Source organism: Paenibacillus sp. ACRSA (assembly GCF_022346845.1).
Lineage (GTDB): Bacteria > Bacillota > Bacilli > Paenibacillales > Paenibacillaceae > Paenibacillus.
In genome coordinates, this window is sequence record NZ_JAKRNP010000002.1 from 196859 (window position 1) to 214214 (window position 17356).

Consider the following 17356-nt stretch of genomic DNA (forward strand, 5'->3'; position numbering starts at 1 on the left):
TATTTACTAAATTGTTATTTAATTCATGTGATTAATAATGTGAACGTATGCTATGCATGCTTAATAGCCTAAATATGGAATATCTCTAAGGTAGACTTTTATCTTATGCACCTTCCATATTCCTCTGCTGTATAAAAACTCAACATTTCGATCATATACATAATGGGAGTCACCGGTTAATGTATTTCCAAGAACATAAGATTGAGACAATGTTGCTGTTGTACTGCTCGTATAATGAATGCCGGTTTCTGGAGCACCGAATCGCACTCCTTCACCCTGCAACTGCAGTCCATCAAGAATGGATTGAATCAATTGCTCCGTAAAATAGGGCTTAAAATACGCCCTTATTTGTTTAATATCTGGCATATTGGACGTTTCATCTAACTTGGTTAACAGTTCATTCAATCGGGCTTGAGTTAGTTTCTGAGCATCAGCAATCTGAACGGGATCAGGTTGCATACTGATCATGATATGGTTATTACCAAGACTAACATTTGCCTGCTTGGCTTCCTTGTTCCATTGTAGATCGGCTCCTAACGTTTGGCTGACAAATCGGAGCGGTACATATGCTGTTGCATGGATCAACTCAACGGGTGAATCCATAGATTTAACGTAATCATTAACACTAGCATTTTTGAAATTAACAGCCAGTGCAATTTTCTTATCATTTTTGGTCAAAAGAATGCTCTTCGAATATGTGTCCCATTGTACCTTTGCGCCCAAATGCTGTGATACCACCCGCAGTGGAATGAGCACCCGATTATTCACGATGACCCCCGTATGAATCTCCGTTGGACTCGTTTCAGCAAATCCAGGTATTGCTATTATGCCGAAGAGAACGGATGCAACACATACGGATGTAATCTTCTTAAACATATTCAACCTCCTAGGTATAGATGATCGTTTTTCACTTTTCTCTATCCTAAGTAACGCTTCATGCGCCATAGAAGTTACTGTGAACACATATAAAAAGTTCGGATCACTGCAAACAGACCACACATATATTCGTTATGAAATATATTTGTTTATGCACTCAGCTGTACCGCGTGAGCCTCCCGCTCCCTCGTGATTAGCCGCTTGTGAGCAATCCATAGAAAAGGAAGTCCCAGCGCCGTGATCAACGCAAGCGGAAGAAATACAGCTATTCCATGTCCTCCGAATTGGCTCAGTAATAAACCACCCATAATCGGCGCCATAACGTTACCAAAATTGTTAAAACCAATCGTGCCAAAGTACGTCCCTTTCCATTCTGGCTTCGCAATTCGATCAATCAGCATATCCATCATCGTAAATAACAACACTTCTCCAACGGTGAATAATACAACACTGACCATCAGTAGAGCTGCGCCACTCGCCATACCGAACAGTAACAAACTTGCTGCAACCAAGAGATTACCCCAGATGAGGGGTACGAGTGGGGGCGCATTTCGAAATGCACGTACGATAGGATATTGCACGATTAGCACCGTCACAGCATTAAGCGATAACATATAGGAGAACAACTGGCTTCCATTCTCAAACATTGTACTACGCTCCATGTATTGGGCAAGTGTTGAACCAAAATGTCCATAACCAAGTACACAGAATGTCGTTCCAATCAGTACCGGCAAAAATACACGGTCACGTCCAGCCGTAGCCAAAGCATCGCGCAGGCGTGGTGCCTTCGCCTTCGAGGGCTGCGGTAGATTAGCATGTTGAAGCTGGAATTGTACTATTAACACCAGACCATAAGCGATGTATACAAGTCCAGAGATCAGAAATGGAAAAGTCGATTGCGCTGACCCCAATTGAAATCCAATGATTGGACCGAATACAACCCCAAGATTAATAGCAGCATACCTAAGATTGAATACGAGCAGTTTGTTCTCTGGTGGGGTAATGTCAGATAACAGTGCGCGTGACGTTGGCTCAAAGACAGCGCGACATAACCCATTGAGCGTATTCGCCACAAAGAACACCCATAAATACTCTGCCCCGGAAAAAATGAAAAAGACCCCTGCCCAGCAAAAAATGGAGACCAACATAACCACTTTACGACCAATCCGATCTGAGATATAGCCGCCATAGAAGCTCACCATCACTCCAGCTAATGAACTGACAGCGACTGTGAAGCCAGTTTCCGTCGGTGTTGCTCCAAGTACACTCGTCAGATAAATCGATAGAAACGGAATGCTCATCGAGGTTACCAGACGTCCAAACATTGTCCCTACAATGATTGTCCAAGCTAGAGGGTGAATCTGTCTTAAATGTTGCTTCATTCGTATGTTCTCCTGTTCTCGTTGTTAACGTCTAGAAGGTCTGCCCTTCGTTTGTTGAATTATGTATAATTGTATAGAACAAAGGGGGAAATAAAAGTGTAAGAAATCAAATAGACATTTCACCTTTTATTGAACTCTAATTTGAACAACATTCTTTTTAAAGGAGATTATCTTTTCTTGGATACAACAACCGCTCATTATATCCGACTTACAACAACGACTGAGGTTACATTTAAATTACATACACCGGTTCCCGTAACGATCGATACACTATCCACTGTCCTATGTTGCACGCCTCGAAATGTTAAATTCATCTTGCGAAAGCTGGAAGAGAAAGGCTTTATCCACTGGCAGCCAGGGATCGGCAGAGGTCATCATTCTACATTAACCTTGCTCCACAGTGAGAATGAGGTCATGGAAGATCGCTTTTTGGAACTCATGAGGAAAGGTAAGATGAAGGAAGCTATTGAATTCATTAGCACTATGGAGAACAATGAGACTCTTCGGGAACAATTGTTAGATTCGTTATATAAACAAATGGGATTTCACAGCCATGCGGAAAGCTCTTCGGGTCAGGATGTTCTGCGTATGATGCGATCACGTAGATTGGCAGATCTGGATCCCGCATTTGTATACAATGCTTTTGAAACCTACTTGCTTGGGCAGGTGTGCAGTACATTGGTGACCTACGATGCCAAAACCGATACGTTCCTGCCTGATCTGGCTCACATGTGGGAAGGTAGCAAGGATCATCAAGTATGGACCTTCTATTTACGTAAGGGTGTGCGCTTCCACCACAATAGAATGTTGACATCTAAAGACGTTGAATTTACATTACAGCGTCTACGAAGTGTACATAGTCCAGTAATTTGGTTGTATCGTGACATTGAACGGATCGAAGTTGCTGGAGATTACTGCATTCGCTTTTATTTGAACCGTCCCAATCAATTCTTCTTGCATTTGTTAAGTTGTATTCCGATGACGATACTCCCATACGATGTTGATGTATCCAAACAACTAATCGGCACTGGGCCTTTTCAGATTAGTGAGATCAATGAGGATTTATTGAAACTTAGCGCATTTGATAACTATTACAGTATTCGTCCTTACCTTGATCAAGTCCATTTTTGGTTTGTGCCGGATCTTGAGTCCAATGAACGTCACTATGAACTACCCGGAACGGATCGGTTGGAGCATTCCACTCATTACGCACAAACCAATAGTTTCAATTATCCTGCTCTAGGCTGTCAATATATGCTGTTCAATTTTAATAAGCTTGGTATCTTTCATCACCCCAAGTTTCGGCAAGCAATGAAAATGGTCTATGATCCTGTTTCACTGGTAGCAGAACTGGGAGGCAATCGAATTACACCAGCAAACAGCTTTTTGCCCTGGAAAAGTGCCGAGTATCATTGGACTCCATCCTCACTTGAGCAAGCACGTAATCTGCTACACAGCAGCGGATATCTGAGTGAGACGCTCATATTATCGTACTCGGAGAATAAGGATGCCTTAACTGCCAACTGGCTTCAACAACGAGCACAGCAAATTGGCTTAAATATCGAACTGTCTCCGACGAATGAGTGTCTGTATCCTACTAATGCGATGAATGCCGATCTAATTTTGGCTGAAGAAATTTTGGAGGAGGATTGGCAATATGGCATGATTCATTTCTTTACGAATCGGTCGAATCACCTTCATATCTGCATGTCACCTCATTCACTGGACGAGTTAGAACAGAAACTGGATTCGTTTGCACAGCTTGATACCCATGCACGCGCACAGCTGTTAGATGAAGCTGAGGATTTACTGAGGGATAATGACTGGATTTTACATGGATGTCATATGAACAAACGTGCTCAGCTGAACCAAAGTTTATTTGGCATGCAAACAGCTGATTTCGGCTATATGGACATTTCCAAGCTGTGGATTAAGGATCAATAGCTTATTCATGAAGACTTCTACAAAACAATAGCTATTCACATTCAAATTTATTTGTGAGCATATAAAATACCGCCTTCGTGAGAAGGCGGTTCATTAACCAATAATTTTTCATATAGCTGAGTGAATTAGTAAGGAGAACGCATGACTTCCCCTATTATTTTCTGAATAAGTCTAATTCAAAAAGAAGTGAATCTCGATCAGGATAGTCATATTGAATTGGTAAATTCTCCTTCATAATCTCTTTAAAGCCAACCCTTTTGTAAAAGCTATGTGACCGCGTGGCTTTGGATGGAGTGTCCAATATGATCTTAGAAAACCGATGATTTTGTGCAAAATCAATCAAAGCTTTGTACAGTCCAGCTCCAATCCCAAGCTCTTTACCACGATAATCTTGATAAACAAAAAATTTCTTTAATACAGCCACCTCGTTCGTCTTCTTTTGTAGCCCGATCGTGCCAACAACTTCACTATGCTCGTTTAGTGCTACCCAGAAGTTACCCCCATCATTAATGTAATTCGATTGAATATCTAATATATCTGGTTGCTCTTCTACACTAATCCCTACACCATATTCAAAATTCTGGACATGCAATATTAATTTGATCACTTCGTCTTGATACTTATTAGAATAAACGGTAATCATAGGAATAACTCCTTCATAGTGTGTTTCTCAAAGAATACTACAATTGTTGTTACTTTTAAAACTTAAGAATTATTCTCTCTTGTTGCTTCAATACTCACCGTTCACGCCCAATGATATAGTCTAACAAATGTCGGAGAAAAGGAATGGTCTTACGCATCTCATGCAATGCATCCGTGGCCTTGCAGTAGTGTTCCCACATCTCCTTCTTCGCATCTTCTTCACCAAGAATGGATACAAAGGTCGAGTTATTGTTCAGCACATCCTGACCTGCTGGTTTGCCAAGCACCAGATGATCTCCGACCAGATCGAGCAGATCATCCTTAATCTGAAAAGCGATGCCTGCATGATAGGCGAATTTTTTCAGTGTATGGATCTCGGATTCCGGAACCTGTGCCAAAATAGCCGGCATAACGAGTGCCGCCTCAAAAGCAATGCCTGTTTTGTAAAAACAAATCTGGTTCAGTTGCTCAAGATTCAGCACTTTGCCTTTAGAATTCAAGTCCATCGCCTGTCCCATACACATGTCCTCTGCTTTTTGTGCAGAGTAGCGAATGAGTGAAAGTACCGTTTGGGCATCAAAACGATCCAGTGAGGATTGCTCGCCAATGGCTCTTTGGATCAAGTACAGGCCCGTTAACTCCGCTGTTGCACTATTATGCAAGTGATGCAATGTAGAGCGCCCGCGGCGAGTTGGTGCATTGTCCTGTGTAGGTAGATCATCAAAGATAAGCGAGGCAGTGTGCATGTATTCGAGAGATCGCAAGAGCGGTACAATCGCAGCTTCCTGCAATCCGTACTCACGTACTCCCATCACCCACGTCAGAATGGGTCTTATGCGCTTACCATCTCCTTGTAGGCTATAGTTTGCAGCATCAATTAGGGTTTCTTTCATTTCATGAAGCTCGCTCGGCTTAGAAATGGGTAACTCCTTATTAATCTGTTTACGAACCGTTCGGATCGTATCTACAAACTCTTGCTTTTCCTTCTTATCCTGCCGTAGATGAATCACGACCTGATCACGAAGTAATTTATCTAAGAAATCGACATCATCGGCTTTTTGTACCATTTTCTGTACAAGTCGGTTGAACTCCGGTTGGCTGGATGCCAGAATGTCCATAATTTCATTATATTTAGGCTGACCCAGACGTTCTTTACAGCGCTTAAGTCCATTGATTGCACGGTCGAGTATGACTTCACGGGTCTGATCATCTGAATGATATACATCATGAATCAGGTGCGAGATTACCGTCCAGTACAGCTCATAGGGATTAATGAGATCCGGTCGCTGATCACGATACGTCAGATAATATGTGTAAGGGGTGACTGCCCCCTCCGCTAGATCGTCAAACATATCAGCAAAGTCATCCGCAAGTTGATTATAAATCCCATAATAAAAGGTACGTAGATCAAATCCTTCATCCTCTGGCGCACTAAGAACGGAACGAACGATTAGTCGTGAAGAAGAAGATTTGATAATGATTGGAACGTATAATTCCTCATTCGAGTAATGACCGTTCGATAACGCTTTGGCGCGATCTATCTCCTGGGATTGAAAAAACACATAAGATTGCTGTAAAAAGGTACGCTGTGTCTCGGGTCGCTGATAATTATGAATGTACTCAAATGCCTCGCGTAACTCCGCATGCACATATTGAATGACATCATGATGCTCCCCCTTCCACTCTTTGATATCTGGGACAACACCTGTCAGTAGTGCTTCACGGATCATAAGAGAATACTGTTCCTTCTCATCTACAGTGAGTGCCTGCGAATCCAACAAATCATCGATAAAGGGATAGGTTAATCCGTAAGAATACCCCAACCGAATTGCTGCATCTAATCGCTGAGCGCGTTCATCAGAGGGTGTCTCTTCATTCATATCATCTGTAACGTGAAGTACAACACCAAGAATGATTTTGATCAGTTTACGCTGTGCATTCTCTGCATCCAATTCCTCAGGAATGTTAGCTGCAACGCCCTTCAGTTTGTTCATTACCCAGATGATTGCAGATTCTACATTCTCCTTCTGAGACCAGCGATACAAGGCAGCCAAACTGATATAATCCGGCTCTCTGTTCGATTGGGATGCAGATTGTAAGAAGTACCGTTTCGTATCTTGAACAACTCGCTGAATGCGAGCCTGTGTATCTGGAGAATCCAGCGCTTTTCCTAAATCTCTCATATAAATATAAGAAATACTGCGATCTAAATAATCGTCTAATTTCCCCGACACATTCAACCAGTGAATATAACGCTGAACGTCTTGAGGGTCTGGTTTTCGTTTACTTCGTGATAGGAAGGACAACCAAGGAAAGCGATGAATGTGTTTCTTTTGCCATAAATGAATATCTTGTGTAAGTTCAGTGGTATACGTATGATTCATAAGCTGTTTATGGAGGGAAGCAAAGTACTGCGCTGCCTTTTGCTCGGCTTGCCCATACTCTGCATCAACTCGCTCAATCAATGCGTTATTCATAGGATGAAATACCTCAACTTCTATTAGTGTTAATTTCGTCAGCTCATGTTCTTAATTGGTATACGGCGAAATCACATTTTGGTTACGAAATTGATACGTATTGTTCAACCTACTGCAGATAACATTTATAAAATGGTAGACCACACCTTCACCGCGGTAAATGCGATGAGCACAATTAATCCATATCTTAGCAATTTCACATTAATCATCGAACTTATTCTGGAACCCAGGGTAGCGCCAATCAAGCTACCAATGACAGTATATATGATGGGCTCAAGCGGTATATTCCCTCCTGATATTTTTCCGAGAACGCCCCCAATAGCTGATATGAATACGATCGCAAGCGAGGAGGCAATTGTTATTCGGATTGGAATACGGAGTACTGTGAGCATAATTGGAATAAGAATGAACGCCCCGCCTGCTCCTACAATACCTGAGACGATACCGACTGCTCCAGCAGTAACTGAAGCAATGCCTTTGTTAAATTCAAGATCATCAGAGCTATCTATCGTTCCTCTGCTAGGGATCAGCATAAGAACAATCGCAATCACCGCCAAAATTCCATAGATCAGATTAATCACTTGCTCGTTCAGATAACCGGATACCGACCCTCCGATTAGACTTCCTACAAGAATGCTGCTTCCCATATATCCGACTAGACCTCGATGAATATACGACTTCTGATGAGCTGCACGTCTTTGTTTTCGCTGATAGGCAACCACCCCAGACAATGAGGCAAAAAACACCTGAAACATGCTAATCGAAGATACTTCATGTGCCGAGAAAGGCTGCAAGCCTACGAGTGAAGGAACATACAACAAAAGTGGGTAATTTATGATTGCTCCGCCTATACCTAACAACCCGGAGAAGAATGAACCCGTTAGACCAAGTATAAACATGATGATAAAAAGCATAACATCCATCGGTTTTTCTCCCTTTCAAAATTCCGCAAAAAATATAACGAAAACAGTATACGTCTGCCCGAAAATCGGATATAATAATCCCAAGTAAATTAATCCGAAATGAGTGATTAAGCATGTTCAACGTGTTGAAGACTCTTTTTGATAACAATTGTCCGCACTGCAACGAAAAATTACAAGTTCAACACGATGCCGTCTGCTCAATAAAAGCTTGCTCTAAATGTCAATACAAGGAAGAGAGCTATGGTTCCCTTGGTGTACGCATTGTTTATGACACCACAAAATGATAAAACATATCTGTTTATTGTATCACGATCGATGATGACACCATAACATTTCTTTCAATATGTATAGGATTAAGATAAATAGAAAACGGTGCGAACGATTAATCGTTCAGCACCGTTTTTTGATTCTTTTTTTAGTAAATTGCGTTTGCAAAAGCTCACTTATTGAACAACCTCTTAAATTAAACCTTACACCTTACCTCGTTTTGAAGCTCAGGAATCCGTCATCGACTGCAACTGTAGATCCATTCACCGCACTCGCTGCGTCACTGAACAAAAATGTAACGACACTTGCAACCTTCTCAGGCTGAATGAGTTTACCACTCATATGTTGCGAAGCGAGAGCATCCTTAACCTCTTGGTTGTCACCAAGAATCGGTGTATCAATGTAGCCTGGGGCAACTCCAACTACACGGATGCCATGCTCTGCGAGTTCGAGCGCACCGGATTTAGACATCATCACAACAGCCGCTTTGGCCGCATTGTAATTGAAACTCCCTACTGCTGCCACGCTTCCATAGATGGAGGCTGTATTAACAATGGTTCCTTGCACGTTCAATTCAACCATCTTCTTCGCACCATAGTACATCCCATAGTACACACTATGTTGGTCTACATCGATGACTCTGTGATAGGATTCTGGATCCATCTCTAGGAAAGGTTTTACAAGCCCAATTCCGGCATTATTGAAAATACCACTAAGTGTACCGAATTTATCAACTGTCCAATCGACAAGAGCCTTGATCTCATCGCCTTTGGATACATCCACCTTGTATGCCGCCGCTGTTCCACCGCCTGCTTCAATCGAAGCGGCAACCTGCTTCGCACCCTCTTCGTTGAAATCTGCTACGACAATCGTTGCTCCCTGATCTGAAAGTTGAAGTGCCGTTTCTCTACCAATACCACTTGCTCCACCAGTAATAATAATAACTTTTCCATGATGTTCAGACATAAATAGGTCTCCTTTGGTTACATGATCTCGACTATAATCTACACCCTTAGTGTAACTTTTACCCAAAATTAATATTCATGCATCCCATAAAAGCCAATAAAGGGTTAGATCATAAGAGTATTGAATTAGAGCATATATTAGTCGGAGTATTCCCTTTTACTCACTCTGAAGACCACTTAACGGATCACTCAAACTATTGATGTTGGAGATTAATTCAGGTATCCCTGTCTTCTCCCAATTTTCAGTTGTGAACCCTTGCTCAGCAATTGTCGTTTCCCATTGGTTGATGACTTCCGTAAGTTGATTATTATAACCCACCAGATTTTCATGAATGCTCTCTCCAATTGCAGGTGCAGTTAATTGTGAGAACTCACTAGCTTCAGCTTGAATGTGGTCGATCTTCTCTTGAATTTGGGTTGTTACCTCTGTATTATTCACCGCTTGGGAAGCAAGTTGCTGCAGCTCTGCTCCCGCGCTTGATACTTGTTCAATATATTCTGAAGCTCCACTGACGTAATTCAAACTTTCATTCGCTTGTTCAACGACAGAGCAGGCGGAAATTACAAAAAAACTCGAAGCAAGAAGCCCTGTCAGCATCCAGCTACGTTTTCTAATTTTGATCATGAAATCTCTCCTTTTTTCTAAAATTTAAAATAAAATTAAAGTCATTTTCACATCCATAATAGCTGTTTAACCCACCCTATGGCAAATGTAGCCTCCATTTATGTCATTTAAGATGTATAATATAAGCATCATACGATAAAGGGATGTCTTGCATATGCTTCAAGCTTTGAATCAACGCTTGAACCGCATTATGCCACTCATTACTCCAGTCAGTATTGTTATTGGTGTACTATGCGGTAGTTTTCTTTCTTCTTATACCTTTTTGTCACCATGGTTGTTTGCCTTCATGACCTTTGCGGGAAGTATCAGTCTGGGGATACGAGATTTTCTGAATGTCCTGAAGAAACCTTTTCCGTTATTTGTTTGTTTGTTTATTTTACATTTAGCAATGCCTGTAATAGCTCTAGGTATGGGACATTTGGTTTTCCCAACAGATGCATATACGATTACTGGGCTAGTTCTTGCCGCAGTTATTCCAACAGGTATCAGCAGTTTCATCTGGGTCAGTATCTATCGAGGCAACATTGCATTGACTCTTTCTATTATTCTCATTGATACAATGCTTGCTCCCTTTGTAGTTCCAGGGGTGCTGTCACTGTTAATCGGCACAAGTGTATCATTGGACACAGCTGCCATGATGAGCAGTCTGTTCTGGATGATCGTTGTCCCTTCACTGGTCGGCATGCTGTTAAATGAATGGACTAAGGGCAAAATCGTTCCCGTCTGGGGGCCAAGATTGAATCCGTTATCCAAACTATTTATGGCAGCAGTCGTCGCGATTAACGGCTCAGTGGTTGCACCTTACTTGGCTAATTTCAACTGGAAATTAGCAGGTCTTGCAGTGATTATTGTTTTTCTCGCATCATTTGGCTATGCCCTAAGTTATTTCATTGCCCGAGTACTAGGCTGGGATGAGGCCGATCAGGTGGCGCTGGTCTTTAATGGAGGCATGCGCAACATTAGTGCTGGCGCAGTACTGGCTGTTACTTATTTCCCAGCGCCCGTTGCCGTTCCCGTTGTCCTCGGTATGGTGTTTCAGCAAATGCTCGCTTCCTTGTCAGGTTACTTATTGGGTCGCCGTTCTCAAATGCTGCAGAAGTCAGATAAGACATCCGCTGCGTAATAACATCGTACGATGATGTATCACAATGCCAAACGCCGACAATATATGTCGGCGTTTTTTATTTGTTTTGAAGCAAGCATATTTATGGGTCTGTCGAATCAATTTCATAACTCATTAAAACGAGTTTTATGTAACTAGATATAGACAAATTAAACCGGTTTGATCTATATCTAGCCTTGATTTAAGCAGCTATAGGTATTATGAAATTGATTCTCTCTATAAACTTTAGCGGATCAGGTAATCGGATTGGTTGAATTTAAGAAACGCTGGTGATTTGCTCCTGCATCGCTACCGCTGGACATTGACGCGCTGCTTGAACAGTTGACCACTATCGCCGATAATCACAATAAAACGGTGGCTCAGGTTGTGCTACGCTGGCTTGTGCAGAATGGAATTGTTGTTATCCCCAAATCGGTCCGCAAAGAGCGTCTAATCGAGAATTTTAACATTTTCGATTTTGAATTAACCACGGAGGATATGGCAGCTATCTCTACACTTGATGCCCGTGAAAGTCTCTTCATGTCAGTCGATGATCCTGAAGTTGCCAAAATGCTGGGCAATCTAAAGGTTGATCTGTAAACGGCAAAAAACCATCACCAAGTGATGGTTTTTCTTCATTCTTCTATGACAAGTTGCTTCCGATTTATTTCGGCTGAATGTAACCTTCAGCTTTGAGCAACTCTGCAATCAATACCGCACCACCAGCCGCACCGCGGAGGGTGTTATGGGACAATCCAACGAATTTGTAATCGTACAGGGAATCTTCACGCAATCTACCTGTGGATACACCCATTCCACGTTCGATGTCACGATCCAGCTTCGTTTGCGGTCTGTTTTCTTCTTCAAAGTACGTGATGAACTGTTTTGGTGCACTTGGCAGAGCCAGTTCTTGCGGACGACCTTTGAACTGCAACCAACGCTCCAAGATTTGCTCTTTGCTTGGTTTATTCTCAAAGTTAACAAAGACTGTTGCCAAGTGTCCATCGGTTACCGGAACACGAATACATTGCGTCGTAATCAGTGGTGCAGATGCTTTCACGATCTGATTGTTCTCAACGCTGCCCCAGATGCGAAGTGGCTCCTGCTCACTTTTCTCTTCCTCGCCACCGATGTAAGGAATAACATTGTCCAGCATATCTGGCCAATCTGTAAAGTTTTTGCCTGCTCCCGAGATTGCCTGATAGGTGGAAGCTACGACTTGTGTTGGGCCAAATTCACGCAATGCATGCAGTGCTGGTACATAACTTTGAATAGAGCAGTTCGGTTTCACTGCAATGAATCCAGTAGTAGTACCCAGGCGTTTTCTTTGCGCTTCAATGACTTCCAGATGTCCTGGGTTAATCTCAGGAATGACCATCGGTACATCTGCTGTCCAGCGATGAGCGGAGTTGTTAGATACAACCGGTGTGCCTGTTTTGGCATAAGCCTCTTCAAGCGCTTGAATTTCATTTTTCTTCATATCAACCGCACAGAAGATAAAATCAACCTGACTTGCGAATGCTTCGACTTGGGAAGCATCTTGAACAACAATATGTTTAACACCCTCGGGGATCGGAGCTGTCAGTTTCCATCTACCTTGAACCGATTCCTCGTAGGTTTTACCTGCGGAGTTTGCACTTGCTGAGATTGCTGTTACTTCAAACCATGGATGACCATTAAGCAGATCCACAAAACGCTGACCTACCATTCCTGTTCCTCCGACAATGCCGACTTTCAATTTTGCTGACATAATATCATCATTTCCTTTCGGTGTAAGTTGAATGTTGGGTCTCTGATATTCGTTAATTGGTTGTTGGGACGCCGTGATTCTTCCCTTATTAAAACCTATTCAGGTATTACCAAAGCGTGTAAACTTCACCCTGGAAAAAACCAAAAAAATCCCACCCCCAAGACCGAAGTCTCAGGGACGAGATTGGATCACTCGTGGTACCACCCAGATTCGCCAATATGTCGCCATACTAGCCTCTTTGAGTTAAGAACGGCAACGCCAATGTAGCTGTGCCTACCTATACTCTAGCTCTGTAACAGGAGCTCCTGTCACACCATCCCTTTACAGATTCATAAAATTCCGATGTGCTGCTCTGAGTCTTTATTCAACCAAAAATTCTTTACCCCTTTTCAGCTACCGGAGCTCTCTGCCAAAAGAATACTTTAGTCTACTCGTCTCTTCAATGCATTTGATATTGCGACTATAATATCAAAAGATCGGTTATGAAGTAAACCCTTTTTTATTTTTTATCCAAAAACGACAGATTCTACGTCTAGTTTCTCCCAAATTAACATTTACGAACCCTTTATCATCTGATAATGATTGTACTGTTCATGGTCTATTTCGATGATATCTACATAGTTGAAATTACATTTCTGTATAACTTTATTGGAAGCAGCATTCTCTAATAATGCAATAGCATGTAGTAATTCCACATTTGTATGAGTGAACAAATATTGCGTTATTCCATTAACGGCCTGTGTTGTATAGCCACGGTTTCTATAGTTCTTGGAGATGCCGTACATAATCTCTCGATTAGGCTCTGGCAGCTCTTCTTTTATCCCTGAGCAACACCAGCCTACAAACTCATCTGTTTCCTTATGAAGGATAGCCAATCGTAGATAGAGCGAGCCGATGTCTCCCCCAGCCTTGACGGCTTGTTTAAACTTCTGATTTTCTGGAATCTCGTATTCAGCCAACCAATGCGCCCGATCTTCGGCCGAAGCATTCCATCCTGGTAGAAATTCGTAAACCTCTGGCTGCCATGTGATCTCTTGTAATTTATCCAGATCTTCAAGTCGATACTCACGCAAATAAATATCCTGACACTCAATCGTTAACTCACTTAACATTTCGTTATGATGCATTGTTATTTCCTCTCTATTTCACAAATTAAATTTATGTAGTCTACACAGATAACGCTAGCCAATTTCTCTCATGACGCCCCTCCTAACTACAGCAATTTTAACCCAATTTGTGGAATTTATCTATATGCTAGAATAGCCCCCAGCAATCATTATGCCGGAGGCCTATCATTTATAAATGAATTAGACTAACTTAACATACTTACTCTGGATATTGAGGTCTGCTCACCTTATCAGGTACGGTTTCATCAAATACATCCTGACCAGGATAATCTCTAATATCACCTTCGTGAAGCTCATGGTTTTCATAGTCAAACCGATGTGCAGATCTCTGATCTACTCGCCAAGGCGAGCTTTTCCCAAGAGATTCTGACATTAGTGATGATCCGTATGGCCCCTCCGGAAATTCTTCAAGAAACAGATCATTTCGTTGAGATTCTACGGTAGATAGATCCGTTGATTCTTGTCGATCCTCTTGCATAAATTTGTCCTTCATTATTCGACCTCCTATCCGCTCTGAAATAGTCAAAGCATGATTAGAGTGATCAAGGAGCACGTAATTTATGCATTTTTATAAGGAAGTCACAGAATCATTAGAGGTCTCGAATCCATATATAACCTATAAAAATCAGTAGTCCGATTACACCAATCCACGTATCCTGTTTAGACCACTTTAGCAAGGAAGTTGTTGATCCAACACGATAATTCTCTCTAACCTTTCGCATCTCCATTGCAATCGTCATATCCTCTGCTCGTTGGAACAAGGACATAATTAGTGGTATAACCATTGGTCCGAGGTCACGTACACGTACTGTGTTAGGTCTTAATGCAGCTTTGCCTCGTGCGCGCACAATGAGCGAGAATCGCTGCCATTCACTCCAGATCATCGGGATAAAACGGAAGATTAAAGATACAGCCAGGGCAAAAGAAGTAACAGGCAACTTGATTTTTTGTCCGATTGCGAGTACCCAGTTCAAACCTTCCACCATCCGCCCATATGGTGTTGTTAGTGAAAACCACAGACTTGCAAGGGTCACGATAAACAAACGATACACATTAAGCAGTGTAGCCTCTGCCTGAATAAGAGAGAAACCCAGTTGTAAATTTCCACTTGCTGTGGAGAGCGTCGTGCCTGATAAAGCTGTAGAAATGATGAAAAAGAACAGCAGCGGCTTCATTAACTTCATACAACTTACAAGTGCCTGACGGGGTAAGATTCCAAGTGCAAACACGACAGGCACTAACGTTAGCGTTAGCCCCCACCAGCGATGTTGTAGCATCGTTGCCGTCACTAACAAAATATACAATATCCATTTCAGACGTGGATCCATTACACGATACAGCCCATTTGAATGAATGTATTGATTATTGATGTTTGTCGCTGAATGAACAGGAACATTCGCTGTACCTTCATTACATTCATTAGTCTCCGAATTCAATTGAGTATACGTCTGGTGTTTAGTAGACTCATTACCAGTTGAAGCAGAATCTCCAGTGTTATTTCTCACTTCCTGTCCTTCTGCCTTCATTTGGATTATACTCGCTGCCATCTCCTCCGGTGTTAATGCCGTCGACGGCAGTGTTAATCCCACTGCATCAAATTGCTGCGTTAATTGCATAGATGGCGGCAGACCCATGCCGACCTGTATCAAAAGCTCAGGAAGCGCATGAAGCTCTCTTGGAGTCAAATCCGCTACAAGCCCGCCGTCTTGCAATACTAAAACCCGGTCTGCTATAGGTAGAAACGTGTCCAGATCATGCGTTGCTACCACTGCTCCTCGTCCATCCAGTCGATGTTGAGCAAGAGCATCCAATAGTAATACAACGCTACTTGCTTCTAACCCAGCACTCGGTTCATCTAGCAATAACCATTCAGGATCAACTACAGTTCCTAAGGCAAGCCCCAGCCGTCTACGCTCTCCTCCACTCAGCGCAAACGGAGATCCGTCCAGGTCGAATTGCCGTGAATCTGTTTGACCTTTTTCAGTGTCCCACTGTTCAAGTGCTTGTGTGATTAATTGCTTCTGCTGAGTCTCGGTATACCGATAAGGACGCATGGAATAAGCGAATTCTCGCTTAATCGTCCGAGCAAAGACCTGTTGCTCCGGAAATTGAAACACCATCCCCATTCGTAACAACATCGACTGCGATACCTTATCTTGCTGCCAGATCGGCTCATCTCCAAGTCGAATTGTCCCTTCATCTGGGGGCTTCAGACCAGCTAACATCTGTAGCATTGTCGTTTTACCTGATCCAGTCCGACCTAATAGCAGCGTAATTTCTCCACTGCGTAGCGTGATAGATATATCTTGAATTAAATTCCGTTGATGAAGTTCTGCGCCTTCGACGCTCACATGATCTAACTCAATATTCAAGAACTTACCTCCCTTACAAGCTGCTCAGGTCGGAGAGGTGTCGCTTGGGGAAGCATTCCCTGTTGTTTAAGAAGCTGTGCGGTCTTAACCGTAAATGGTGGGTCGAGCCCTAACTTGCGGCAAATGGATTCCGACTCTACATTTCTCGATACATCCCCTTCAACCTCAGGTGTATAGAAGAACGCAACAGGGTCACCATCATAGACACAGCCTCCTTTGTCCATTGCAATAATTCGGTCACATAACGTCGCTTCTTCCAAATGATGCGTAATCCAGATCACAGCGGTTCCTTGCTGGATAATCTGCTCAACTATCCTTTCAATCCGTTCACGAGCACCAGGGTCAAGCATCGCCGTTGGCTCATCTAGCACTAAGATATCCGGCTTAGCCGCAAGCGCCACTGCAATATTTAAGAGCTGCTTCTGACCACCAGATAGCCGAGCAATGGCTGCATCGGGTGACATCCGAAGGCCTACGGTATGTAAAGCTTGTTCTCTACGTCTTTGCTTTTCTTCGGCAGACACGGAGAGTGAGGATAAGGCAAAATGAAACTCTTCTTCTATGGTATCTCCGAGTACCTGTGCATCGGGATGCTGCAACACCCCACGGATAGTAACATCTGGTTTAACCATTCTTGATCCACCGGAAAGCGGTATAAAACCGATTAACAGCCCAGCAATTGTACTTTTCCCACTCCCATTGGCTCCTACAATGCTAATCCATTCGCCTTTATGAACATGCAATGATACGCCATCAACAGCCTTTCGAACCTTGTCAGGCGATAAAGCATAATAAACCCGGACATTGTCCAGTGTAATTAGAGTTGTTTCATCTTGCATTGAGATTTTGTCCTTCCCCTTTTGATTCTTTTGTGATACGATCCGAATTGTTAACCACATAATTA

Annotated in this window: 14 protein-coding genes, 1 pseudogene and 1 other annotated feature; of the genes and pseudogenes, 3 read left to right on the top strand and 12 right to left on the bottom strand. The window is 42.6% G+C overall.

The genetic code is table 11. The annotated features are described in order from the left end of the window. Nucleotides 1–60: 60 nt before the first annotated feature. Nucleotides 61–876 carry a copper amine oxidase N-terminal domain-containing protein gene (locus MH215_RS05800; protein ID WP_239289017.1) on the bottom strand — a complete coding sequence of 272 codons (816 nt, stop codon included), beginning with the start codon at nucleotides 874–876 and terminating at the stop codon, nucleotides 61–63. Nucleotides 877–1025: 149 nt separating this feature from the next. Beyond that, the gene (locus MH215_RS05805) at nucleotides 1026–2258 is read right to left on the bottom strand and encodes an MDR family MFS transporter (RefSeq protein WP_239289018.1); all 1233 of its coding nucleotides are present in this window, start codon (nucleotides 2256–2258) and stop codon (nucleotides 1026–1028) included. A gap of 177 nt (nucleotides 2259–2435) precedes the next feature. On the opposite strand from MH215_RS05805, the gene MH215_RS05810 reads away from it, so the two are divergent. Beyond that, complete coding sequence (locus MH215_RS05810; RefSeq protein WP_239289019.1) at nucleotides 2436–4202, top strand: ABC transporter substrate-binding protein; 1767 nt, start codon at nucleotides 2436–2438, stop codon at nucleotides 4200–4202. A gap of 154 nt (nucleotides 4203–4356) precedes the next feature. Here the strand turns inward: MH215_RS05810 and MH215_RS05815 are convergent, their stop codons facing one another. The 5 genes from MH215_RS05815 to MH215_RS05835 form a co-directional block, all read right to left on the bottom strand. After that, nucleotides 4357–4845 (bottom strand): GNAT family N-acetyltransferase, encoded by a 489-nt coding sequence (locus MH215_RS05815; protein ID WP_239289020.1) that lies wholly within the window; start codon nucleotides 4843–4845, stop codon nucleotides 4357–4359. 94 nt (nucleotides 4846–4939) lie between these two features. Then, complete coding sequence (locus MH215_RS05820; RefSeq protein WP_239289021.1) at nucleotides 4940–7321, bottom strand: polyprenyl synthetase family protein; 2382 nt, start codon at nucleotides 7319–7321, stop codon at nucleotides 4940–4942. A gap of 125 nt (nucleotides 7322–7446) precedes the next feature. After that, entirely contained in the window at nucleotides 7447–8244 is a 798-nt protein-coding gene (locus tag MH215_RS05825; protein WP_239289022.1) for a sulfite exporter TauE/SafE family protein, read from the bottom strand. Nucleotides 8245–8721: 477 nt separating this feature from the next. Then, entirely contained in the window at nucleotides 8722–9477 is a 756-nt protein-coding gene (locus MH215_RS05830) for an SDR family NAD(P)-dependent oxidoreductase (RefSeq protein WP_239289035.1), read from the bottom strand. Nucleotides 9478–9633: 156 nt separating this feature from the next. Beyond that, nucleotides 9634–10101 (bottom strand): DUF6376 family protein, encoded by a 468-nt coding sequence (locus MH215_RS05835; RefSeq protein ID WP_239289037.1) that lies wholly within the window; start codon nucleotides 10099–10101, stop codon nucleotides 9634–9636. A 154-nt stretch (nucleotides 10102–10255) separates the two neighbouring features. Between MH215_RS05835 and MH215_RS05840 the strand changes: the two genes are divergently transcribed. Continuing rightward, on the top strand, nucleotides 10256–11224 hold the full coding sequence (locus MH215_RS05840; protein ID WP_239289039.1) for a bile acid:sodium symporter family protein: 969 nt from the start codon (nucleotides 10256–10258) through the stop codon (nucleotides 11222–11224). Between the two features lie 315 nt (nucleotides 11225–11539). Next, nucleotides 11540–11803, top strand: a pseudogene (locus MH215_RS05845) (aldo/keto reductase); the annotation flags it as partial. Between the two features lie 64 nt (nucleotides 11804–11867). Here the strand turns inward: MH215_RS05845 and asd are convergent. The 5 genes from asd to MH215_RS05870 form a co-directional block, all read right to left on the bottom strand. Continuing rightward, nucleotides 11868–12953 (bottom strand): aspartate-semialdehyde dehydrogenase, encoded by a 1086-nt coding sequence (gene asd, locus MH215_RS05850; protein ID WP_082560264.1) that lies wholly within the window; start codon nucleotides 12951–12953, stop codon nucleotides 11868–11870. A gap of 170 nt (nucleotides 12954–13123) precedes the next feature. Further along, nucleotides 13124–13405, bottom strand: a binding site (T-box leader). Between the two features lie 102 nt (nucleotides 13406–13507). Next, nucleotides 13508–14080: a GNAT family N-acetyltransferase gene (locus MH215_RS05855; RefSeq protein WP_239289041.1), complete on the bottom strand. Its 573-nt coding sequence runs from the start codon at nucleotides 14078–14080 to the stop codon at nucleotides 13508–13510. A gap of 199 nt (nucleotides 14081–14279) precedes the next feature. Beyond that, complete coding sequence (locus MH215_RS05860; RefSeq protein WP_239289043.1) at nucleotides 14280–14573, bottom strand: hypothetical protein; 294 nt, start codon at nucleotides 14571–14573, stop codon at nucleotides 14280–14282. Between the two features lie 97 nt (nucleotides 14574–14670). After that, nucleotides 14671–16452, bottom strand: a complete 1782-nt coding sequence (locus MH215_RS05865; protein WP_239289051.1) for an ATP-binding cassette domain-containing protein — start codon at nucleotides 16450–16452, stop codon at nucleotides 14671–14673. Continuing rightward, nucleotides 16449–17291 carry an ATP-binding cassette domain-containing protein gene (locus MH215_RS05870; RefSeq protein WP_239289057.1) on the bottom strand — a complete coding sequence of 281 codons (843 nt, stop codon included), beginning with the start codon at nucleotides 17289–17291 and terminating at the stop codon, nucleotides 16449–16451. Before MH215_RS05870 ends, MH215_RS05865 begins: the two co-directional genes overlap by 4 nt. Nucleotides 17292–17356: the final 65 nt, after the last annotated feature.